The sequence below is a fragment of the Flavobacterium sp. GQ95 genome (assembly GCF_059758655.1).
In genome coordinates this window covers 40708-65066 of the sequence record NZ_JCAXEB010000007.1, presented here as the reverse complement: position 1 = coordinate 65066, position 24359 = coordinate 40708, and the positions used below count along the sequence as shown (strand labels likewise).

At 33.3% G+C, this 24359-nt stretch carries 20 protein-coding genes; 5 read left to right on the top strand and 15 right to left on the bottom strand.

Translation table 11 applies throughout. From position 1 onward, the window contains the following. Positions 1 to 171 precede the first annotated feature (171 nt). Together AC6CH4_RS14480 and AC6CH4_RS14475 are read right to left on the bottom strand one after the other, a co-directional pair. The gene (locus AC6CH4_RS14480; protein WP_498104096.1) at positions 172 to 1023 is read right to left on the bottom strand and encodes a helix-turn-helix domain-containing protein; all 852 of its coding nucleotides are present in this window, start codon (positions 1021 to 1023) and stop codon (positions 172 to 174) included. Positions 1024 to 1347: 324 nt separating this feature from the next. Next, positions 1348 to 2061, bottom strand: coding sequence for a hypothetical protein (locus tag AC6CH4_RS14475; protein ID WP_498104094.1), 714 nt, complete (start codon positions 2059 to 2061; stop codon positions 1348 to 1350). A gap of 367 nt (positions 2062 to 2428) precedes the next feature. Here AC6CH4_RS14475 and AC6CH4_RS14470 point away from each other — a divergent pair, with 367 nt between their 5' ends. Both AC6CH4_RS14470 and AC6CH4_RS14465 read left to right on the top strand, forming a co-directional pair. Continuing rightward, positions 2429 to 4102: a tetratricopeptide repeat protein gene (locus AC6CH4_RS14470; protein ID WP_498104092.1), complete on the top strand. Its 1674-nt coding sequence runs from the start codon at positions 2429 to 2431 to the stop codon at positions 4100 to 4102. Between the two features lie 153 nt (positions 4103 to 4255). Next, positions 4256 to 4429, top strand: coding sequence for a BF3379 family histone-like protein (locus tag AC6CH4_RS14465; RefSeq protein WP_026985901.1), 174 nt, complete (start codon positions 4256 to 4258; stop codon positions 4427 to 4429). A gap of 162 nt (positions 4430 to 4591) precedes the next feature. Here the strand turns inward: AC6CH4_RS14465 and AC6CH4_RS14460 are convergent, their stop codons facing one another. Next, entirely contained in the window at positions 4592 to 4900 is a 309-nt protein-coding gene (locus tag AC6CH4_RS14460; RefSeq protein WP_498104090.1) for a hypothetical protein, read from the bottom strand. 488 nt (positions 4901 to 5388) lie between these two features. Between AC6CH4_RS14460 and AC6CH4_RS14455 the strand changes: the two genes are divergently transcribed. Genes AC6CH4_RS14455 through AC6CH4_RS14445 form a run of 3 tightly spaced genes read left to right on the top strand, consistent with a single transcriptional unit; the run spans position 5389 to position 12489 of the window. Then, positions 5389 to 8412 carry a SusC/RagA family TonB-linked outer membrane protein gene (locus AC6CH4_RS14455; protein WP_498104088.1) on the top strand — a complete coding sequence of 1008 codons (3024 nt, stop codon included), beginning with the start codon at positions 5389 to 5391 and terminating at the stop codon, positions 8410 to 8412. 16 nt (positions 8413 to 8428) lie between these two features. Beyond that, positions 8429 to 9859, top strand: coding sequence for a RagB/SusD family nutrient uptake outer membrane protein (locus AC6CH4_RS14450; protein WP_498104086.1), 1431 nt, complete (start codon positions 8429 to 8431; stop codon positions 9857 to 9859). Then, the gene (locus AC6CH4_RS14445; protein ID WP_498104084.1) at positions 9859 to 12489 is read left to right on the top strand and encodes an alpha/beta hydrolase family protein; all 2631 of its coding nucleotides are present in this window, start codon (positions 9859 to 9861) and stop codon (positions 12487 to 12489) included. The genes AC6CH4_RS14450 and AC6CH4_RS14445 overlap by 1 nt, the downstream gene beginning before the upstream one ends. Positions 12490 to 12590: 101 nt before the next feature. Here the strand turns inward: AC6CH4_RS14445 and AC6CH4_RS14440 are convergent, their stop codons facing one another. The 12 genes from AC6CH4_RS14440 to AC6CH4_RS14385 all read right to left on the bottom strand — a co-directional run bounded on the left by AC6CH4_RS14440 (position 12591) and on the right by AC6CH4_RS14385 (position 24199). After that, positions 12591 to 12866: a DUF6520 family protein gene (locus tag AC6CH4_RS14440; protein ID WP_498104082.1), complete on the bottom strand. Its 276-nt coding sequence runs from the start codon at positions 12864 to 12866 to the stop codon at positions 12591 to 12593. 119 nt (positions 12867 to 12985) lie between these two features. Then, positions 12986 to 14065 (bottom strand): hypothetical protein, encoded by a 1080-nt coding sequence (locus tag AC6CH4_RS14435; RefSeq protein ID WP_498104080.1) that lies wholly within the window; start codon positions 14063 to 14065, stop codon positions 12986 to 12988. After that, on the bottom strand, positions 14055 to 14516 hold the full coding sequence (locus AC6CH4_RS14430; protein ID WP_498104078.1) for a MauE/DoxX family redox-associated membrane protein: 462 nt from the start codon (positions 14514 to 14516) through the stop codon (positions 14055 to 14057). The genes AC6CH4_RS14435 and AC6CH4_RS14430 overlap by 11 nt, the downstream gene beginning before the upstream one ends. An 847-nt stretch (positions 14517 to 15363) precedes the next feature. Next, the gene (locus AC6CH4_RS14425; RefSeq protein WP_498104076.1) at positions 15364 to 16644 is read right to left on the bottom strand and encodes an HlyD family secretion protein; all 1281 of its coding nucleotides are present in this window, start codon (positions 16642 to 16644) and stop codon (positions 15364 to 15366) included. 74 nt (positions 16645 to 16718) lie between these two features. After that, positions 16719 to 18911, bottom strand: a complete 2193-nt coding sequence (locus AC6CH4_RS14420) for a peptidase domain-containing ABC transporter (protein WP_498104074.1) — start codon at positions 18909 to 18911, stop codon at positions 16719 to 16721. Beyond that, positions 18912 to 20060 carry a hypothetical protein gene (locus AC6CH4_RS14415; protein WP_498104072.1) on the bottom strand — a complete coding sequence of 383 codons (1149 nt, stop codon included), beginning with the start codon at positions 20058 to 20060 and terminating at the stop codon, positions 18912 to 18914. Between the two features lie 84 nt (positions 20061 to 20144). Then, on the bottom strand, positions 20145 to 20957 hold the full coding sequence (locus tag AC6CH4_RS14410) for a tetratricopeptide repeat protein (RefSeq protein WP_498104070.1): 813 nt from the start codon (positions 20955 to 20957) through the stop codon (positions 20145 to 20147). An 11-nt stretch (positions 20958 to 20968) separates the two neighbouring features. Then, complete coding sequence (locus AC6CH4_RS14405) at positions 20969 to 22096, bottom strand: hypothetical protein (protein ID WP_498104068.1); 1128 nt, start codon at positions 22094 to 22096, stop codon at positions 20969 to 20971. A 127-nt stretch (positions 22097 to 22223) separates the two neighbouring features. Then, the gene (locus AC6CH4_RS14400) at positions 22224 to 22364 is read right to left on the bottom strand and encodes a hypothetical protein (RefSeq protein WP_498104066.1); all 141 of its coding nucleotides are present in this window, start codon (positions 22362 to 22364) and stop codon (positions 22224 to 22226) included. A 202-nt stretch (positions 22365 to 22566) separates the two neighbouring features. Continuing rightward, entirely contained in the window at positions 22567 to 23487 is a 921-nt protein-coding gene (locus tag AC6CH4_RS14395) for an alpha/beta hydrolase family protein (protein ID WP_498104064.1), read from the bottom strand. Then, positions 23484 to 23963 (bottom strand): UCP032817 domain-containing protein, encoded by a 480-nt coding sequence (locus AC6CH4_RS14390; protein ID WP_498104062.1) that lies wholly within the window; start codon positions 23961 to 23963, stop codon positions 23484 to 23486. The genes AC6CH4_RS14395 and AC6CH4_RS14390 overlap by 4 nt, the downstream gene beginning before the upstream one ends. A 53-nt stretch (positions 23964 to 24016) precedes the next feature. Then, entirely contained in the window at positions 24017 to 24199 is a 183-nt protein-coding gene (locus tag AC6CH4_RS14385; protein ID WP_498104060.1) for a hypothetical protein, read from the bottom strand. Positions 24200 to 24359 lie beyond the last annotated feature (160 nt).

Below are 24359 nucleotides of genomic sequence, written 5' to 3'. Positions count from 1 at the left end.
CATGGGTTTAATGCAATATCTTTTGACATGGCTTGCTGTACATTAGCTGCAATACCTTCTTATTATAGATGTGCTTCAGGAAAAAACAGGTCGATTGTACCAACATAAACAGCCATAAAAAGATATTAAAATTCTATATAGTCATATTATGTGATTTTATTCCAGGAAAAACTAAGGTTTAAGGTTCTGGCGATATTGGGTTGGTGAGACTTTCGTGTACTTTTTAAAAAAACCACTAAATGACGATAAAGCACTAAAATTCAACTGTTCACTTATCTCTGTAATGGAAAGATTACCGTCCGCAAGCAACAAATACGCTTCCGAGACAACAGCCATTTCTATGAAATATTTGGCAGGCATTCCTGTAACCCAATACACAGCTTTACGCAGATGGCCCTTGCTGACAAATAAAGAATCAGCATAGAATTTCACATCGTGATGCCCCTTACTATGCTCTTGTATCAGCTCAATGAAACCTATAACGATTTTTTCCTTGCGGTTATGGACTGCTGATACATTTTCGCCTTTTTTATAATATAAAGAGCTATACTCATACAGTAGCAGATTAAGGCAAAGCAAAATCATTTCATGCTGAAATACGGTATGGTTTTGATTTGATATCTTTTTCTTTAATAATTCTGCCAGTTGGATCATATGTTTTAATTCAACTTTTGAAAGTGAAAGCACAACATAAGATTGGGTAGTTATCACTTCGATATATCCAGTCCCATATTTTGCAATCCTGTTATTGATTGCAAATGCGATTGTACAAGATACAAGATAGAATTTTATCGGTGACACGACAGTACCTGCTTTAGCTTCACTGGGAACAGCATAAAGCTGTCCTGCTCGTAATCGGACAATAGTTGAGCCTACAATAAAATCGACACTGCCTGAGACTATAAGAATCATAGAAAACCAGCCTGGCTTCAAAAGTGCATTACATGCCTTTACGGATTTACACTCCGAAAGATACAGCACTTTTAATTCCCTGTACCAAGGATTATAAGTTTGAATTTTCAATATTTTGATTTTTTGATTTAACGATAGAAGTCATTGAAACTGCCCGCAATTTGTAAATCTGCTGTCAGTAATTTTTCGTAAATCTGGCCAATAGCGATGCAAACACAAAAAGCAGATTTAATACAGCAGGCAGCAGCAGCATATACAAGAAATTGTATGGATCGAAATGTTTAACCCCCTGGTCGGTGAGATAAACCATTATTCCATCATAGCTCAGAAGATCTATGATGAAATATAGGCTGGCTGAGTTAATCACTAGGAGCAGAATACTGCAAATAATAGCAGTTTCCCGCTCATAGTAGATCAGCATTTTATCAATCAGGTTCACTGTGAGAGATTATTATCTTGACATAACCCAACGGTCAAAGCCATTTTAAGCGCCAAAACAAGGTTATTTTCTGCTCCTGCAATTGTTGTTGCGGCAATTCTCGAAATACCTGTTTCCCAATCTTTATCCTTTCTCTTTTCTTCATAGACAGAATATCGAACGACAGAAGTTGTAGTTAGGATGATTCGTTTATCATTGCTGGTAAGTGCACTATTATTGAGAATACCTGCCTCATAGGAAACGATCATTGAATGGATATCCCCATAGGAATCATCAGTAGCCAAGAGCAGGGAATCAACAAATGAGATGAGGCTGATCTTGGCATTTACCCCTAGAGTTGATGCTCCAAGCACATCATTCATCGCATCATTGTGATTTACTATCCATATAATTTCTGGCAGTCTGGAAGACAAAGCAGAATCACTTGATAAAGACACCAACTCAGGATGTATAGCTGAAATTGAATCAATTAAAATAGCGATATCTTCAATGGACTGCGAATTAAAATCGGTCTGGTCCAGAGTTTCCAGGATTTCATTGTGAATGCTTCCTGCGATATCAAATGGATTTGCAGAATTACCAGGTCCGATAACTAATTTCTTTGCACTTTGTCCTACATGTGCAGTTTTCGTCATTTCACCTGTATATTCATCTGAACAGGCAATGGTGAACAATGGCAAAATTGCCAGACATACTTTTAAATTTTTCATGTGTACGTTTGTGTTAAATGTGACTGATTACTTTTTTTTCGTCAGTTCATTTTTCACCCGGGGAAAGCTGAACGGAATCTGGGATTTAATCCAGATTTTTTGCTTTGAATTCAGAGCCAAAACTAAAAGCGATAACTGAATCCCGCAAATGGTTGTCTGTACATTTCCAGTATTTTGACTACCCTTTTTCCGAAAACGGGCATACTATTTCGCCTATAACTTTTGTAGGTTTATCCTGTTTTTATTTTTATATTTGACTTACCCAAACAACACTTAAACCATTCATTACTAACAACATGAAACAACTTAAAATTAAATAGCACTCATTAAAAACGCCCCAAAACCAAATCAAAACCAAACCTAGCCTATGAATCCAAAGTATTTACTTATAGTATCTTTATGTGCTGTACTTTTTACAAACGCCCAATCGTTTAAGATTCCTGATTCTCTTAGAAATAGAAATTTTGACTATCTGTTTGATCGTATAGAAGATGATAATAACAGCAGTGAACAAAGGTCACTTTACCTCCAGTCATTTTTAATGAAAGCAAAAATGGAAGAACATTGGGAGGAGCTTTCAAATGCATATAAAAACTATGTTCACTACGCACCTGATAGACTTAAGCTCATCTATGCCGATAGTATGGTCATAGCAGCTAAAAGATCAAACAGCAATGAAATCATTGGATCAGCGTACCTTTCGAAAGGCATTGCGTATTATAGCCAGAAACGGCTTGCAGAAGCAATGGATATTTACCTAATTGCAGACCGTTATATAAAAAAAACAAACGATAATTACTTAATCTACAAAACCAAATACCGTATTGGTCAGATAAAATTATATCTGGGGTACTATAATGAGGCAGTTTCAATATTTCAGCAGTGCATCAGTTACTTTAAGGACTCTAATGATAGGGCTTATTTAGATTCCCTGCATTCATTGGGAATATGTTATAATAAGATCGGCAATTACGGGCTCTGCACGTCTATCAATGAAACAGGAATTGCCGAAGGAATAAGAATCGGAAATCGTGACATGGAGTCTTACTTTATACATTCTGAAGGAATAAACCAGTATATGATCCACAATTACGCAATAGGTATCCAAAAAATACAATCTTCCTTGCCTGATATTCGCGCAAATAGGGATTTCTCAAATGTGATGATTGGGTATTTTTATATTGGAAAAAGTTATTTGGGTTTAGATAATAAGGAAAAAGCGCTGGTTTACTTTGAAAAAGTTGACAAAAGCTATATGGAACGGGATTACATCCGTCCTGATTTAAGGGAAGCGTACGAGTTTATGATCTCCTATTACAAGGACAAAAATATGATTAAAGAACAGCTTAGGTATGTTGAAAAACTACTGGAGGTTGATAAGAAACTGCACCTGACATATACTTATCTTCAGGGAAAAATCCGCAAAGAATATGACACTAAGGAGCTTGTTGATGAACAGCAAAAACTTAAAAACTCTCTTAATATCCGAAAATATAATGATCAGATATCTATTGCTATCATTGGAGGCATGTTCTTATTTATAGTGTATGGGATAGTGAGGCATTTTAAAAACAAAAAAGAATCAAGAAAGAGATACGAAGAGTTGGTACAAAAAATTGAAAATATGGAAAAAGCCAAAGCTTATAAAGCTGATGACTCAGATTTTTCAATCAGCAAGGGGGCGGAAGCAGCGGTTTTACATAGTCTGCAAAAATTTGAAAATAGTAAAAAGTTTCTTGAAAGAGAGTGGGACCTCACAAAGCTTGCAGGCTATTGTAATACCAATACCAAGTATTTATCACTGATTATTTTGCGGCATAGAGGAAAAAAATTTAATGAATATATTAATGGACTTAAGGTTGATCATATTGCACAAAGGATCCGAAGTGAAAAAGTTTTGCAGAAATATAGTCACGAAGCCCTTGCTGGGGAAGCAGGATTCAGTACTACCAGAAGGTTTGTTAAAGCCTTTGTTGGATGTACCGGGATAACTCCGAAATATTTTATTGAAGAAGCGAAAAAGGAAAATATACAGCACTAAATCGCTACTAATTATACTGTTTATGACTTTGTAAGATATTTTTATAACAATATATCAGGTTAAGTCTAAAAACAAGAAATAGTTTAACATTTTATTTTCTGTAGCTAAGGAGCAAACTTTTATTTTTGCCGACTAATTTAATAAAATATTATTATGAAAGATTTAGTAGCAAAGATTAATGCAGAAATCGAAACATTCAAAACAGAATCTGAATCTCTAACTGAGAAAGGCATTAAAGCAGCTGGAGCTAGAGCTCGTAAATCAAGTTTAGAACTTGAAAAATTATTTAAAGAATTTAGAAAAGTTTCTATTGCAGAATCGAAGTAATAATTTCTCTTGATTTTAATTAATCCTTTTAGAATTCTAAAAGGATTTTTTTTGTCAATCTCTCAAGTAAATTATTCTCAAAATAATCTTATAGTTCACGTATTGTAACTTAATCTATCCAAAAACTTTTTTATCTCTTAATCCTAAATTTATTTCTGCTCTTTATTTGGATATGGTCTTTCTAAATATATTAATATCGGTATCTTTAAGGGTATCATAAATTTTAGAAAAATCTGTAAGCGAGAAACCAATTGCTTCAATAATTAAAAATAATGTCAAAGAATTAGGAATTGATTTTGCATTAAAAGTATCGGAGACAGTAGCTTTTCTAATATTTGCGGCTAAAGCAATTTTATTGTAGCTCTGCGTACTTGGCAAGCTACCATTGCTTTCTAATAACCTTCGTAGGCTAATTGCAATCTTTAATTTAGTATAATCGTCTAACTCCTTTTTCACAATTGCAATTAACATTAACTAAAATTATTTATCGGTACGTTTTGGCGTACCGATAAATTTTAATATATTTGTCTCATTATTACAAGTTTGTAATTTATTATTGCGATTCTTCATGAAAATATTTGAAGCATTCGCTTAGAATCTCGTATCAGAAAACTGGTTATTTGAAGCAACGAGATAATAAGTAAGATGCTCACGTCAAGAGCGTGGGGTCACTTATTGTTGCACGGTATGCCAGTACCTCTGATACAATAAGCTGAGTTCCATGCTTTTTATTATATGCCTATTTCTATTCTAAGTCTATTTTATTTTTAAATCACAAAGTGCCATCACTTTCTTAAAGTTTAACCTATTAAAACAAATTTTATTGAGATAAAAACTATTTATTATATCTATTAAGCTGTTGCTTAATACATAAAAAATGATCCTCTACTTCGTCTGGAAAACTAGTATAGAGGATCATAGCTAATCGAACTAATGTATAAATTAACCAATCCAATATTATGAATAATTTTTCATTTTACAAGGATGGAAAAGCTTTTTATTGCCTATTTTTTCTTGGCTTGCAGCTGACTTTTTCATCTCTATATGCTAAAAATTCTTTTCGGCATATCTCCAAAATTTCCCAACAATATAAAATACAGGGAACTATCACTGATGGCACGAGTCCCCTGTCCGGTGTAACTATTGCCATAAAAAACAAATACAACATTGCGGTTGTATCAGATTATAGTGGACAATATGCTCTTTTAGCATCTCCTTACGATACTTTAGTTGTATCATTTATCGGATTCAAAACCGCCTTAGTCCCAATTAATAATCGAAAAACAGTAAATATCCAATTGCAATTCGATACGACAACTTTACAGGAAGTAAAAGTTAATGCAGGCTATTATTCCGTAAAAGAAAGCGAGCGCACAGGAAGCATTGCCAAAATAACATCCAAAGATATTGAGAAGCAACCCGTGACTAATGTACTCGCGACAATGCAGGGAAGAATGGCAGGGGTAAATATTGTTCAGACCACAGGTGTACCGGGAGGAGGATTTGACATTCAGATACGGGGACAGAATAGTTTACGCATCAATGGAAACAATCCACTTTATATTATCGATGGTGTTCCTTATTCTTCCGATCCTATCGGCACTGGAATTAATTCGGCAGTACTGCCCACACAGCCAAGCCCGCTGAACAGTATCAATCCCGATCAAATCGAAAGTATAGAAGTATTGAAAGATGCAGATGCCACAGCAATTTACGGATCTCGTGGAGCCAATGGTGTGGTGCTGGTCACCACCAAAAAAGGCAAATCAGGAAAAACCAAATTTTCTGCCAAACTTTCCACAGGAACTGGAACTGTAACACGCTTTATGGATCTTATGAACACAGAGCAATATCTGGAAATGCGAAGAGAAGCTTTTGCCAATGATGGAATTTCTCCCATCCCTGATTATGCCTATGATGTAAACGAGACTTGGGATCAAAGCCGATATACAGATTGGCAAAAAGAACTGCTTGGCGGTACCGCTCTTATTACTGATATCCAAACATCCCTTTCAGGAGGTTCAGAGCAGACACAATTTTTATTAAGCGGTAATTTTAATAAACAGACTACTGTTTTTCCGGGCGACTTTAATTATAAAAAAGCAAATCTGCACCTCAACGTCAACCATGAATCTGAAAACAAAAAATTCAGAACGAGCATCTCGGTTGGTTATACAATGCAAAACAATAACCAGCCCCGGATGGATTTAATGCGTGAAGCCGTGAACATGTCTCCTAATGCTCCGGCGCTTTATAACCCGGACGGCACCCTGAATTGGGAAAATAATACTTTTAATAATCCGCTTAGAAATCTCGAAGGAAAATATAAAGCCGACACAAATGACTTGATTGCAAATGCAATGTTATCTTATAAATTAACAGATAACTTAGAACTGAAATCAAGTTTTGGATTTACTTCACTTGATAATTCAGAAACCACCGCCAACCCTTCTACAAGATACAATCCTGCCTTTGGACTGGGTCCTGAATTCTCCACGCTTATTGTAAGCGGTGCTGACCGCAGCTCATGGATTATAGAACCCCAGCTGAATTGGAACAAAGCCATTGGGCAAGGAAAACTTGATGTTTTGATTGGAGGTACTTTCCAATCCCAGCAAAGCAATCAGCTGGTACAATATGCTTCTGGATTTCCCAGCAACAGCCTGATTTACAATCTTGCCTCTGCATCAAATATTTTTACGATGGTCAGTGATGAATCCCAGTACAAGTATCAGGCATTTTTTGGACGGGTTAACTATAACTGGCAGGAAAAATACATCATCAATCTTACAGGTCGAAGAGACGGGTCAAGCCGTTTTGGTCCAGCAGATCAGTTTGCGACTTTCGGCGCAGTTGGGGCTGCATGGTTATTCTCCAAAGAAAACATATTTAAAAACACTACCATTTTAAGTTTTGGAAAACTAAGAACAAGCTATGGACTGACCGGAAATGACCAAATTGGCGATTACCAGTATATGGACACCTATGCTTCCACCGGAATTAATTATGGTGGCGCAATCGGACTACAGCCTACAAGATTGTTCAACCCTGATTTTGGATGGGAAACCAACAGGAAATTTGAAGTGGCGCTTGAAACCGGTTTTTTTAATGACCGCATATTTCTAACCGCTGCCTGGTACAATAATGAATCTTCCAATCAGCTGACAGGAATACCGCTGCCCGGTACAACGGGCTTCCCTATTTTACAAGCCAATTTAGATGCTACAGTGCAGAACAAGGGAACAGAGCTGACCCTGCGTACGGTCAACATTCAAAGAAAAGATTTTAATTGGAGTACCAATTTCAATTTGACCATAGCCAAAAATAAACTCTTGGAATTTCCCAATTTAGAGAGTTCTACCTATGCAAATCAATATGTAATTGGTGAATCGCTCAACATTCAGAAAGTGTATCATTTTACAGGAGTTGATAAACAGACAGGAGTTTACACTTTTGAGGATGTCAATGGCGATGGACAGCTAACGACTACAGAAGATAAAAAAACGATAAAGGATTTTAGTCCCGAGTATTATGGTGGATTGCAAAACACGTTCAAATACAAACGCTGGCAATTAGATTTTTTATTCCAGTTTGTAAAACAAATCAATTACAACCAGTCTATTTATTTTGGAGTTCCTGGTTCGGGTAGCAATCAGACTGTAGCCGCATTCGAGCGTTGGCAAAAGGCAGGTGACAGCAAACCTTATCCAATCTACACCGACGGCACCAACAGCGCCGCAGTGGATGCCTACTACAAATATTTTGAAAGTGATGGGGCAATCAGCGATGCTTCTTACGTTAGGCTGAAAAACATTTCAATTTCATATGAATTACCTCTAAAGGACTTGCAATGCAGGGTATTTTTTGAAGGGCAGAATGTACTGACTTTCACCAAATACAAAGGAGCCGATCCTGAATTTAAATCTTCAGGTTATCTGCCACCGCTGCGTGTCCTTTCTGCAGGAATCCAGTTTAGTTTTTAATTTAAAAATAGAAAACATGAAAAATTTTAACATAAATAATTTGCACACGGGGAATTTCAGCACTGGGAACTGGAATTTAGCTTTTTGGAAATTCCCGTTATTGCTGTTTGTTCTAATGATAAATGCCTGTGATGATTTTGTAGAAGTTGATCTGCCGAGCTCACAACTTACAGTCAATGCTGTTTTTGAAGAAAAGGCGACAGCCAATGCGGCCATGACCGATATCTATTCAAAAATCAGAGATGCCGGACTGCTCACAGGTTCAGCATCGGGATTATCCTTTTTACTGGGAAATTATACTGATGAGCTCAAATTTTATGGAGATCCGCAAAATGGCACCGTTCCCTTTTACAACAATTCCTTAATTGCATCCAATGTCGATGTGAAAGGACTATGGGACAGCAGTTACAATCAGATTTATGCTGCCAATGCAGTTATAGAAGGCGTGCAGGCATCGGTCTCTTTAAGCACTTCTGACAAAAATCAATTAAAAGGAGAAGCCCTTTTCACAAGAGCATTGCTGCATTTTTATCTCACCAATTTATTTGGGGCAATTCCTTATATCACCACCACAAATTATGAGCAAAACCGACATGCACAGAAAGTGTCAGTCAATACCGTCTATGCAACCGCTAAGATTGATTTAGAACAGGCAGTACTGCTCTTACCTGAAAATTATATTTCACAAGACCGTATTCGGCCTAATAAATATGCTGCTCATGCATTACTGGCAAGAGTGGATCTCTATGCAGGACTTTGGGATGAAGCTTCTAATGAAGCATCGGCAGTATTGAACAACACAGGGGTGTATATGGACGCGGAGGATCTTGATAAAATTTTCCTTAAAGAAAGTACAGGAACTATTTGGCAGTTAGCTCCCGGCTTTAGCGGAGGGAACACTTTAGAAAGTGTTACGTTTAATTTTACCAGCGGTCCTCCTCCTTTATCGGCGCTTACCGATGATTTTGTCTCGGCATTTACGGGCAATGACCTGCGAAAAACACATTGGACAAAAGCCATTTCAGACGGTTCTAGTATTTGGTATCATCCTTTTAAGTACAAATATTCCGATACTGACTCATCAAGGGAGTATTCGATCATCTTTCGTCTTGCCGAAATGTATCTCATCAGAGCTGAAGCGCGCGCGCATACGGGTGATTTAATTGGGGCTAAAGAAGACCTGAACAAAATAAGAAGTACTGCCGGACTTCTGGATACAGAGGCCAATTCACAAACAGAAATTCTCGACGCCATTCTTCGGGAAAGACAATTGGAATTATTTACCGAATTCGGGCACCGCTTTTTTGATTTAAAACGCTTTAATAAAATTCAGTCTGTTTTAACAGCTGTCAAAACCGGCTGGGATACCCATGACGCTTTATTTCCGATTCCGGAAGTAGAATTGAATCTCAATGGGAATTTAAAACCTCAAAATGCAGGTTACTGATGTGCACAATTATTTACAACAGCAGAATAATTTGGATTAGTATTATTTTGTTTTTGATGACCTGTCCGGTAAATGGGCAGGTTAAAAAAACAAGACAACTGACTGAGGCAGACTATCATTTATGGAGTACTCTTAAAGCTGAGAGTATTTCAGATCAGGGGACTTGGGTAAGTTATTCACTAATGTACGAATCGGGACTCGATACCCTTTTTATTAAAAATACGGATAATGAAAAGACTGTTGCTTTCGCAAAAGGGCGCGATGGAAAGTTTATAAGTGATACATGGTTTGGATGTATAACAGCTGATAATCTGTTTCAAATTATTAATTTAAAAACAGATAAAATTCAGTACACAGAGAATGTAGAAGCATTTTCGTTTTCAAATAATGGTAAGTATATAATCCTGTCTTGCAACGAAGCGGAAGGCAAAACGAAAATTGTAATTAGAAATCTTGATGGAAATATAATCGAGAACATTGACAATGTTACTTCCTACAGCATGAATCCCAAAGAAAACATGCTGGGATATTGCACTTCGCAATCAAATAAAAACACAGTGGGGCTTCTTAAATTTGGAAAAGAAATAACCAAAACTGCTGTACTACAAAATAGCGAGAGGCAATATGAGAATATAATCTGGCAGGCAGAAGGAAACTATATTGCCTTTGTTAGTCGTTTAGTTACCGCAAAACCATTTACAGCCGATACCGTTTTGTTTTACAAAATTGAAGACAAACAGCTTTTTCAATTTGATACAACAATTGAAAAAGCCTGGAAAAAAGACATGATACTGGATGCCAATTATACTTCCGCGCTTGGAATTTCAGATGATGGAGAGCAGGTGTTTTTCAGGATTAAGAAAAAACCGAATCAAAATCAAATCAAGAATAATTTAGATCTACAGGTTTGGAATGCTGCTGACAAAGAACTACTTGTATCACGAGACAACTATGGAAGCACCCAAGATAATCCCAGACTTATCTGCTGGAGACCTGAAAACAATCATTTTTCAGAAATTGAAAATGACGAGCATTCGGTCGCGATACTGGGGGGAAACCAACAATTTGCCCTTGTATATAATCCAGACACTAATAAGCCCACCTTTAAACAGGAAGCCGACAGGGATTACTATCTTTTGGATTTAAAAACGGATGTAAAAACAATGTTTTTACAACAGCAGTCCGGCACCTTTGGAAAATTATATTTTTCTCCTTTCGGCAAATACATTCTTTATTTTAAAGAACGTAATTGGTGGATATATTCTATTGCGACAGGAACCCATACCAATATGACCTTAAACACGGCTGTTTCTTTTTATGATGATTCCAATGATGAACCCGAAGAACCTAATCCATATGGTTATATTGGCTTCACTGCAAATGATGAATCCATATTGCTTTATGACCAGTTTGATATCTGGCAATTTAAATCTAATGGAACATTGGCTAAAAAACTAACTTTTGGAAGGGAAAATAAGCAGGTTTTCAGGTTAGCCGATACTGACAAAGGGAATATAGATCAAGTTGTATTTAAAGGTAAAGTGATCGATATTTATTCTGATTTGATACTGAAAGTACAGGCGATAGACAATAGCAAATCTGGATATTTTAACTTAGATAATAAGCAACACCTACAATCCATAATATATGAAACAAAATTAATCACTTCTATATATAAAGCAAGAGATGCAAATTCTTATTTGTATGTGCAGGAAGATTATAATAAGCCACCGGCACTCATCGTAAAAAAAGGGAATGCCCCGGCAAAAGCCGTTCATAAAAGCAATCCGCAACACGATTATTATAGCTGGGGCAAATCTGAGCTTATAGAGTATAGAAATTCTAAAGGAGCAATATTAAAAGGCGTATTGTTTTATCCTTTTGACTATAATCCTCATCGGAAATATCCAATGATTGTAAACATATATCAAAAGCAGACAAAAGCACTTCATACTTATGTCAATCCAAGCCTACTGAATGGTTCTGCATTTAATGTGACCTATTATACAAGTAAGGATTATTTTATCTTATTGCCTGATATTGTATATGAAATAGGAAGTCCGGGACTTTCTGCTGCAGATTGCGTGATTTCCGCTACTCAAAGAGCCTTACAAACGGCGTCAATTGATAAAGTTAAAATTGGATTGATCGGACATTCTTTTGGCGCATATGAAGCCTTTTTCATCATCACTCAAACAAATTTGTTTGCAGCTGCCGTAGCCGGTTCGGGCATATCGGATTTGACTAGCGGTTATTTGTCAGTAAATTGGGGATATAAAAACATGAACAGCTGGCGTTATGAATACCAGCAGTTTCGCATGAAAAAAACACTTTTTGATGATTCTGAAGGATATCGTAGAAACTCACCTATCTATTTTGTATCAAATGTGAATACTCCATTATTTTCCTATACAGGAGCGGAAGATACAACTGTAAATCCGGCTCAGACTATAGAATTTTATCTCGCACTCAGACGGCTAAAAAAAGAGCATATTATGCTGCTTTATCCAAAAGAAAATCACACTATACAAGGACGCGCGAATCAAATTGATCTAACGCACAAAATTTCGGAGTGGTTTGGATATTATTTAAAAGGAGAAAAAAAACCGGATTGGTTTGAAGCTCATTAACAGCGTAATAAAGTATTAATAAAGAACAATGCAGTTCGGGCATATAGCCAGAACTGCATTGCATTTTAAGATTAATTTTTTTAACAACTAACTTGATTTAGTCAGGGGATTTTGTACAAAGGCACATCACAAACGTTGACATTTGGATTTGCTTTACCGTACAATTGAGTACCGCCTGATGTACAAATGTTAGCATTAAAAACTGTACTACACTGCTGTTGAGCGTGACACGGATCAGCTTGTGAAACGTATCTGTAGCCTTGTACATTAGCGAGCGCTTTTGTACTGCTCATTGAGGTGGTCGTAAAAGCGCCACCCACACCTAAAACCACAACTGCCGCCGGCATCATGATTCTTTTTAAAAAATTTCTATTCATAATAAAAAATATTAAATCATTATGACCTACTCTTTTTTACAGGTTTTCGATCTTACCCCTGGAATCGCGCGATACATTTTTAATCATTTTTAATCATTTTTAATCATTTTGATTTCTCTTTATTTATCCACAGGGTTGCTTTGTGTAAGGTGCTCCCTGAGTTTATAGCATACTATTTTTTCTCCAATAAGTGCATACAAGTAATTATTGGACACCTGCATGCTTCTTAATTTTTTCTCACCAATATTGTAAATTGGAAAACTCGAACGATAGGTTTTATTGGTCAGATCATATACATCTATAATGCTTGCTGTTTTCCAAATTTCTTCTGGTTCATACAAACCCGGTAAAAGGGAGTTCACAAACAATAAATTACCTTCAACGGCGCTCATTTTATTGACTATGAGCGGTGGTCTGGAAAAAGTTTTCATGTTACTGTTTTTAAGCTTTGCTAATTCAATCTGAGCACGGCTTACAGTATCAATCGTATTGCCTCTGTAATCTAAAGTAAGATCCGGACTAGAAACAATGTACTGGTTCCGATAGAGATAGACATAAACTATTTTATTGAGCTGGCTGTTAAAATGGAAACTGCCGTCTGTGTCGAATATTCCGTCAAACTGTTTTTGCAAGAGTAATGGCGCATATTTTACTTTTGTGGTATCAGATAAATTTAAAGTTCCCATTAGGCTTTCCCCTCTTTTTGGTTTCATATAGCGAATAGCCATGTTCACGGAGTCTATCGGTTCTAAGTGCGAAAAATAATAACCGCTATTTATTCGTAAAGAAGCCGTCCAGGTTTTAGTATTGCCTTTGAATATATAAGGCACGATACCTTCAAAAACATAAAAGTTCTGTTCAAGTATTCTTATTTGCGGTGAGCGAAATTCAAGGCGTTGCTGCTTTAATTTTATATGATGAATTTTTCTGATCTTTAATGTGGAATCAAGCTCCATTATCTGCAATGGTGCCGTGTAATTGCCAAGATATATTTTACCATTATTGCTCCCTGCAAAATAGTAGGAATTAAACCTCAAGTCTGCCTGATGTATTTCCTGCGCAACATGCTGTGGAAATCTTCTTATAAACTTATTTTTATAATGAATCATATGCTCCGAGAGAGTAAAGAACAAAATCATAATCCCAACCCCCAGGACAGTGCAAATCAACAGCAGGATAATTTTTAATTTATATTTCATGATTTCCAGATTTGTTGCTTATTACATTGCTTTTTATGGGGATAAATAAAATACCTATTATAGCTAATATGATAAAACACATATTAAAAATCAAATGTTCTTTCCATGTCATTTTCTCGAGTATTCCACCACATGAACATGGGACAAAAGCGCTATAATTCAAAATGATATAAATGTAGGCTGTAAACATTATCATGAGCAGATAGCAAGCGTAAAGACCCAATAACCTAAAATGTCTTAGAAGTAATGAAGCTGCTATAATAATTTCTAAAATAGGCACAGTTATGGAAATCCAGTTGGCTACAGCGCTCAATAATGGGGATTGACCTAATTGTATTTTAAAATTTTCAAAATCAAATAATTTACTGGTCGCAGCATATAAAAACAGCAAAACAAAAAGCAGGCAAATTATATCAACTACAATGTTTTTAAAAGATACTGATGTTTTCATATTTTTCTCTTTTATCTTTTAGTGGGCCATAATTAAAAATCACATTCAAACAAATCAAATAGATTTACCATCAATGTTTTATTCATTAACTACCATCACTTTATAAGCATTTTAAAAGAGCCAAATTAGAACAATACCGCCACAGCATTGTTATAAAAAACGATCCAAAATTTATAAAAAACGATCCATTTTACTACTTTCCAAAAAGCAACGGCAGAAAAATATTGACCTATTATATAATTGGAGAAACATATCACAAATTGCAGATTTGAAACACCTCAAAATGCATTTGCGTACTGAAACAAAACATTATACTTTTGTATAAGTTTAGAGAACTCTCTGGCAACAATTTCACATTGAAATGCCACAAAAGGAAAAGCGATCATATTTAGATCGCTTTTTTTATTATTTATTACTCCTTGATTCATATGAATTATTTACAACTCACTTTCAAAATAATCCAGAAAACTACTATCAAAAATATTGTTGTCATTTTCGAGAAGTTCATGCAAATCAATTTTAATATTTTTATAATCAATTAACTCATAAAATACATATAACTTCTCTGTACGTTTAGGACAAATAGTTTTCCCAGCCCATCTACTGAGTTTAATTTTTATGCTTGCATTACAGTTGGGACAAGTATGATATTCACTCCTCATAAACTTATAAAATATATTAATGAGAAAGCAATATAATAATTTAAAGCCTTTTCACAATATGTCGTAACATTTTCGTGTCGATAGCAAAGTCATCACTATTACTAACATTATTTCCAATTCCGAATACTTTAAGTAGCTCTGAATTATAGTAACATTATTTTTTATAAATTCAGTAAAATATAAATTTACCTGCTAAAAATATCTCTAAACTGATATAATAATCTTTCATTCAATCTTAAATCTTCAGTAATAATTTCGGCAGTTCCTGACATTTCCTGCTGAAAGAGAATTGTTTTATGATAGGACGTTTCCAGTTTTTTAGGCAAAGAAACATCTATCAATAAATTACCATCCTTGTCTGGTGTTAACGAAATATTACTTATTTCCCCTGTTAACAAGCCAAATTGGCTGTCAGGAAAATTTGTTAATCTAATATTAACTTCTTGACCAACTCTAATCTTACCAGAATTTAAAGCCGGTGCTTTTAATTTCCCAATATAGCCTTTTTCTAAAATTGGAATTATTGAAAAAATAGTTTCACCACTTGTAATGGTTTGATTGGCGGTCCAAATTTGTAAAAAAGATACCTTGCCATTAACGGATGATTTCAATACGTACGCTAATTCCCAATCTTTTATAACCTTTTTCAATTGATAAAAAGCCTGTGTTTTCGCACTTTTTAAATTTATTTCCTCCTTAGTTCCGCTAATTTTTGTGTTTTTATTATTCTTAAAATTATCATTTAAAGTAGATTTTAATTGAGAGATACTACTCAACAGATTCCGATAACTTTTCTCGGCTTGAATATATCCAAGTTTCTTATTTTCAAAATCCTGAGTTGAAATAATTCCTTTATTAAACAGACTTTCGTATCGATTGAGATCACTTTTTTGCAATTGCAATTCACTTTCATTTAACTTTTTCTGTTGCTGCAAAAGATTTATCCTTGCCATGATTTGAACAGCTTCCACATTTTGTGCATTTCCCTCAATTTGAAAAGGTTTTAAGTCTGTATTTAATTCTTCGGCAACATAAGCAGAATGAAAAAGAGAAAAGGCACTTTCTATATCACCTAGCTGTGCATTTTCTAATTTTGCAAAGTTGAAATTACTACCATTAGAATTTTTATCTATTTGATTTTGCAATAAAAATACATCCTTATAATTAGCAGCATTTTGCACAATAGCTAAAGGTGTATTCTGTTTAACGATAGCCTTATCCTTTACCAAAATAGTCTCTATTTTACCGGAAGATTTTGCTACTATTTTTTCCGGCGGAATATTAGTCGTAAGAACAATTTGAGTTGAAACAATATCAGGATACTTGATAATCCATGATAGAATTAATAGAATAATTACAAAACCCAATAAGATTGTATTTCCCCATTTTAATATTGAATCGGGAGGATCAGAAAGTACATCCCTTACTTCTTCACTATATATTTTTAATCCATCATTCTCTTCCACAATATTTTATTTTTTGTTTAATCTCAATTTTTCACTTTTAATAACTAGAATCATTAACTCTAATTTATGGAATATTAACTCCCAAGTTCTAATTGATTTTTAACCAATTCGTAATATTTCCCTTTTAACAATGTTAAATCTTCGTGAGTTCCTTGTTCCACAACTGTTCCATTTTCAAGAACAATAATATTATCGGCATTTTTTACTGTACTTAAACGATGGGCAACAACAATGGCAGTTTTCCCCTTCAAAAAGGAATCCAAATTTCCCATAATAACCTTTTCATTATTAGCATCAAGAGCACTTGTTGCCTCATCAAAGAAAACATAAAGAGGATTTTTATAAACTGCTCTTGCTATCATTATTCTTTGTTCCTGACCTCCGCTTAATCTAATTCCTAATCTTCCTAATTCAGTATTGTATTTGTTTGGTAATTTTTGAACAAAGTCTTCAATATTTGCAACAAATGCTGCATTATATAATTTATCTTTATTAATAATTTCGTTTTGTTCAGATTCTGAGATATTGCCTGCAATAGAATCATTAAACATGAAAGTATCCTGCATTACTGCTCCACAATTTGAACGCCAATAATCATTATTAATGTCCATTAAATCTATTGAGCCGACGGTTATATTCCCTTTAGTAGGCTCATAAAATTTTAATAACAACTTCATTAAAGTTGTTTTACCGCTTCCACTTGCCCCTACAATTGCTGTTGTTTTCCCTTCAGGAATACTGCAATTTAGATTTTTCAGAACGAAGGGAGTCGATTTTCCACCATATCTATACGATAAATCTTTTATTTCAATAGTTTTATTTTTCGATAATTCAGTTACTTTATGAATACTTAAGTCATCCTCATCTTTTTTGCAATGCACTTGTGACAATCGTTCCAAACTTATTTTAGCATCTTGCCAAGTTTGAATAAAAGTCACAAAATTTCCTAACGGTAAATTTAATTGCCCCACAATGTATTGAATTGTCACCATCACTCCAATTGTTAATTCCCCATCAACTACTGCTTTTGCGGAAAGAAAAGTAATTGTAACATTTTTTAATTCATTTATTAATGTGGCCCCAATGGATTGATACTGTGCTAATTTCAAAGTACTTAACGATGTTTTGAAAAGACTGATTTGTGTATACTCCCACTTCCAACGATTCTTCCTTTGTGAATTGTTAATCTTTATTTCTTTGACACCATTAATCATTTCTATCAAATTGGTTTGATTTTGAGACGTTTCATCAAAACGTTTATAATCTAATTCAGCTCTCTTTTTTAAAAAAAAGAAAGTCCAGATTACATAAAAGACAGACGCAACAATAAAAACAAAAAATATTTTCCAGTTATAGTATGCTAAAATAAAATTGAAAACGATAAAAGTAACCATCGAAAATAGCATATTCAAAGTCGAAGATGAAGCAAAATTTTGAATACGTGTATGATCCATGATTCTTTGTAAATGTTCTCCAGTATTCCTAGTGTCAAAGAAGGAAATTGGTAATTTTAACATTTTAAATAAAAAATCAGAAACCATTTTGATATTGAATCTACTTGTAACATGGATTAATATCCATTCTCTGAAGATTGTAACAATCGTTTGAGACAAAATCAAAACTAATTGTGAAATAAGAATCAGATAAATAAAAGGCACATCACGGTGATTTACCCCAATATCTACAACTGACTGCATTAAAAAAGGTAATATAAATTGGATAATAGTACCTACCAATAAACCTACAAATAATTGATAAATCAGTTTTTTATATGGCCTGAAATAAGGAATTAAAAATGAAAATCCTGTATTTTTAGTTTTGTCATTATTAAGATTATAAAATTGAGCATTGGGTTCTAATAATAACACAAAACCATTTCCATCATTAGCATCAGTCCAGCCTTTTTTAAATTCTTGATGTGAATAATTTAATAATCCAATTGCAGGATCAGCGACAAAAATTTTTGCTTTTGAGGTTTTATACACAACTACAAAATGTTTTTGGCGCCAAGGTGTAATAAATGGAACTGGCGCCTCATTGAGCAAACTTTCCAGACTGATGCGCATCCCTAAAGTACGCATTTCAATCGCTTCGGCAGCTTCGGAAATACCTGCCATAGTAACACCTGTTTTTGTAATGCTAGCTTTTTCCCTTAAAAATTCTCTTGAAAACGTTTTACCATAGTGTTTGGCAATCATTCGTAAACAAGTTGGACCACAGTCTCTAGAATCTAATTGTTTGAAAAACGTAAAATCTTTTTTAATCATTTATTTGCTTTCTTTTATCAAAGCCCAAACGCTATCATTAAAATTACTTTTACTGATACCCGTTAATTTTTCCAGCACAGTGAAATAATTTTCATTCCCTCCTTTTTTATTTTTACCACAACATAGAAACTCAATAACAGCAGGAAATCCTTTTTCTTTTTCAATCTTTTCAACCAATAAAGCATTTACTACATAATCTGCCATTAAGTGTTTTTGATTACTTTCTCCAAAATTTATTTTATCCCCATTGTAGGAAGCAAGTGCAAGCCAATCTGTTTTAGGATTTGATGCTACCTTCTCTTTAAAAGTTTTAAGGATTTGCTGCCATGATATTCCCCAACTGCCACCGTATAGATAAGCGCAGCCTTCATCAACTGGTTTATTTATAACATCCGGAGAATAAACATTACGTAGTCTCTCATGCCATAAATCATGCGGGTCAAAACTATTAAAACTAGAGTTTTGAGTACCGCTAACTAGGAGTAAATGCCTGTTCTCATTAGAATTAAAGGTGCTTGAAGTTCGTCCGTTATAATCCAATTTATAATTAACTCCAATATTTTGTAATATATCAGGAAGATCAATACAGCCATACCATTCTATTTGTCCCACTGGAGCGTTTAGCTTTTTATCAAAAAAAGCCACTGATTTCACATATTCTGATGCTACTTTCGTATTTAATTTATTTTTAAAATGAAACGTGCAGTTATCAATTTTTTTGGTTTGCCAAGAAATTGTGTTACGCTTTAATGGAGAAGAAAAATAAAATATATTATCTATTTGTTTTGCTGTAATCTCAAAACTTGCAGCCAAAATAGGAGTATTTTCATTTACCCCCATATAAGAAAGTTGAATTAAAAAATTAGTATCGTCAAGCTGCACTACATTGGTCAAATATCCTTTATAAAAATTTTCATCTTTATATTTTTTGCTCTTTTCTATTCCTTTGATCTCATCGAGTAATAGCGAAGTCTCTAGTAAGTTTTCTTTAAGGATAAAAGTATTTTCTTTATTTGAATTTTCCTTTAAACTCAGAAAACCATTTAAGGATTTTATCAAATGATTTGATAAAATCGTATCTTTTGGTAAATCAACATTACTGGGGATTATTAATTGTTTTGTTTGAGCAATGCTGAAAATTGTCACCAAAAAAAATCCTATTAATGAAAATGACTTTAGTCTCATAATTTATTGTTTTTTTTAAATTTATTTACAAACGATTTAAACTACTATTTACTTCCTCCATTTTTTCTGGTAGGGATAAGTTTCATAAATTGTATTGTCCTCATTTATTGTATATCCTAATTTAGCATCTTCTTTAGCTTCTGTATATATTTTTTTAATCTCTTCCTGACTAGCTCCTAGTCTTGCAAGACAAATAGATTTATAATATTTTGCATCTGAAAAATTAGGATATATTCTTAGGGCTTTATCAAATTGAACAATAGCTTCATCCCACTTTCGTAATTCATATTTTGCAATTCCATTATAAAACAGTGCAGTTGGATGCTCTAAACCTTGTCTATTTTCAAAAATGTCGTCGATATATTCTTTAAAAAGATCTTCTGCTTTTGAATACTCATTAAGTTGCAAATAACACAAACCAATGTAAAACTTATAAGTGTGATCCATAACATAGCCATTCCCAAAATGTTTTATACAATCCTCAAAATCTTGAATAGATTCTTTATAAGTTTTAGCAAACACACACTTAATAAAGGCTCTGTATGATTGCCATCTTTGTGGATCATATTGTACAGCTTTATCGACATACTTCATTCCAACTTCATACTTCCGAATTTTAAAGTAAGGCATCGCTTTTTGTTGCCATAAATAAGCAACAGTGCTGTCTTTTTTTAATCCTTCATTTAGACAATTCTGCCATTCTTCCATTTGATAAGTATAACTGTATTTCTCAGCGCCATTAGTTAAATATTCATCAATTATCACTTCCTGTAGTTTTCTCTTTGCATCGAGTACTTCATCATTTTGTTGGGAGAAGCAAGCAGAAGATATGAGCAATAAGAAAAATGTTATTTTTGTCATTTATTTTTTTTTTAGTTTAGCCAACCATTATTATTGGTTAAAAATATCGAATATGTAAAATTATAAGGTTGATTGTTGTAGTTAAGTCCATTTGTTATAAGTGCCCATTTTTTTAACGAATCAAAATATTTTTCTTTTACCATAGTGTGTATTTCGATTCCTTTAATTGTAAATACATTTTCAATACCATTATAACGACTAATTATCTTGTCGATATATTCTAAATCGGTTTCGCATTTTTTTAAATAGAAACCAATTCTAGCAATGGCCTCTCTTTCCTGTTTTAAATTGAAAGCATTATTTTTTAAACAATTGTCTAAACATGTAAAAATTGCATAATAAGTATAGTGAGCATGATAAACCGTTTCAAAAGTTCTACTTTCAGTTGTATTGTCTAAAATTATTTTGACACTTAGATTTTCGTCAATTTTAAAAAAATCTTTCTTAATATAAATTAATGAGGTTAAAATAATATGTGCTGTTTGGTGGGCAATATCATCTATAAAATATACTTCCTCGTAATCCTCTTGGTAAGCATTAAAAAATGCTATTCCATGAGCAGATATTGCAGCAAAAGAATTTGTGTTTTTCGGGTTAGATTTGAATATAACACAGCATTTACAACATTGTTGAATTAAATCGAATTGTTCTTTTGCATTTTCTCGAATAAGCTGAAATGCATTTGCTAGGAAATAGATCTTTTTTATATATATACTTTCAATAACAATAAGCTCGTGTTCAATTTGCTCATCTTTAGGATTTCTAAAAATATGTTCCAGAAAATTAGCAGAGTGCTTTAAAACTTCTATAGTAGTACCTTTGATATATTCAAGTGATTCGAAAGGTTGTTTTTCATTTTTTTTGTAATACCCTAATTTAGGAATGTATGCGATACCATTTCTATTAAAAGAGTGATTCAATTTAACTTCTTGAGGTGTATTCATAAAATAACCCTGCATGATCTCATTTAAAACATCTGCATCAGAATAATTTTTGTTTTTAGGATTAAAATATGCAAAAAGTAAAGGTTCTAAAAATACATGATCATCATCAAAATCTATTTTTTCTAAGAGAGAAGGATCTTTCTTGTAAAGAAGTATTTTTATTGTATTTATAATTTCATCTTGAATAATTTTCATTAACTCAAAAAGGTTTAAAGGTTGTTAAATATTAAATTGCAATGCAGCCAGAATTCATTATAAATAAAACTTATAAAACCTTGAAAAAGCTCAAGGTTTTATAAGCTGCTTTTAGCTGAATGTATGATTAACCACGTACACTACATCCTTCTGGTTCATCTTCACCTGGATGACATTCCGCTTTTCCACCATTAATTTCATTCATTAATTCTTCTGTCACAACTGCGTTTGCTCTTTCTTTTAGAGCATCAAAACTTAATTTACTCATTTTATTTTATTTTAAAATATACAATTACTTTTGGCATATAAGCCGTGCCAACGGTCGCTTGCAAGCATTTTATTTAAATATTGTTTTTTGAAAACTCTTCGTTTGAAAATAGTTTTCAATTAAATATTTTATTTTAAGATTTCGTGTTTACGACATTTTATAGACGTTATAATCTATACCATATTTATTTTAGATTTTAACGCTAATTACATTTTGTATTTATAAATAATTCACTGTTTAACCAATTGACAATTTCTTTAATTACTTTTTCCCATTGGTCAAATAGGCTATGATCAGAATTTTCGAAAATTAGAAAATTAGATTTATAGCCTTCTTTTTTTGTCTTTTCGTAAAGTTCCTGACTGTTCGATATATCTACTTTATCATCTATATCTCCATGAAGAAATAAAAAACTTTCTTTCTTATATAAAATCGAATCGATCTGAAAAATAGGCGAAACTTTCTTGGCATAATAAATTGAATCTAAAGAATAATTTTTGATTCTGTTTCGATAGACCGTGAACATTTCTTTTCTTCTAGTTTTTAAAATATCACTTGGTCCAGCAATGTTTATGGTCGTTTTAATTTTATTTGTTTTTTTTAAAAGCTGAAAATTTGTTATACCACCACGACTCCAGCCCAATTGTGCAATTTTAGTTGTATCCGCACCCTTAATATCACTAATAATTTTGAACAACGACATAACATCTTCATTGCTCATTCCACCAAAGTCATCAATACCATCACTTCCCGAAGAACCTCTTAATTGTGATCCAATAATTATGTAACCATTACTAGCAATTTTAGATAAAAAATTTATTATAAAATGATCACTTACCATTCCAAAACTTCCATTCCCTCCACGATTGTAAATGACCACTGGATATTTTTTATCTATTCCTTTTGGAGATATTATAAACCCTTTAATTTTTATTCCATCTAATGATTTATAAGTTAAATCATATACATCTATTTTTTGAAGATATTTTTGAATCTTTCGAATCTTATCAAAGTTTTCAGGTGGATACCGATCTGTAATTGTATAATTTTCTGTCTGTTTAACAAGTTGTCCCTTCACAGATAGAGCAATTAATAAAAGTAAAACAGAAAAAACATATTTCATCGTATTAATCCTTTTATTTTTTCTTTTGAATAATTAACTGCAAAATCTTTATACCATAATGAAAGTGTTTCTTCTCCAAGTAAATCGAAAATTAAAGAATATTGCTTCTCAATTAATTCTAAATATGATTTAACATTTTTATCAATATTGTTTTGCCACTCTTCAGATTCAGATTTTGTAGTAGGCTTGTGATGAATAAAATATCCAAATTTATCAAGGCAATATTTCTCATAATCTTTAGTAAATAGAATAAAGTTATGCCACATTTCGTCAATCATTAACATAGAGTTATCAATTAATACCGAAGATTCACATCCAGATTCCATTGTTTTATAACATAACCATAACCATTTCTTCGTTTCTTCAAATAATAAAAGCGATTTCTCTTCTGAAATGTCAAAAATTTTAGTAAACCTAAAAACAACATCACTATTAGTATAATCTAAAGCATTCGTCAATGTACATTCTTTTCTCATTTCTATTTTTTTTAAAAGCTGCTTGAATATTTCAAGCAGCTTCTGTGATTTAATTATTGATATTGAGCCATACAATGGCTAAGACAATTTGAAGGACAATCTCCTACACAGTAACCTGGTCCACATCCTACAAATTTTTTGCCTCCAGCTGTACAGGCTCTTCCTCCAACAATTTCTGATAATTCCTCTTTTTTAATTTCCATCAACTCGCTGATGATTTTTTCTTTTAATTCCATGATTGATTAATTTTTAATAAGCGATCGAAATTTTATAGCGTTATAACCTAACAACTTTTTGAAACAATTTTATTAACCTTTAAAGCATCAAAACTTATTTCATCATTTCCGTCCCTTAATTTATATAATTTTTGACATATAAACCGTGTCATCGGCTTGC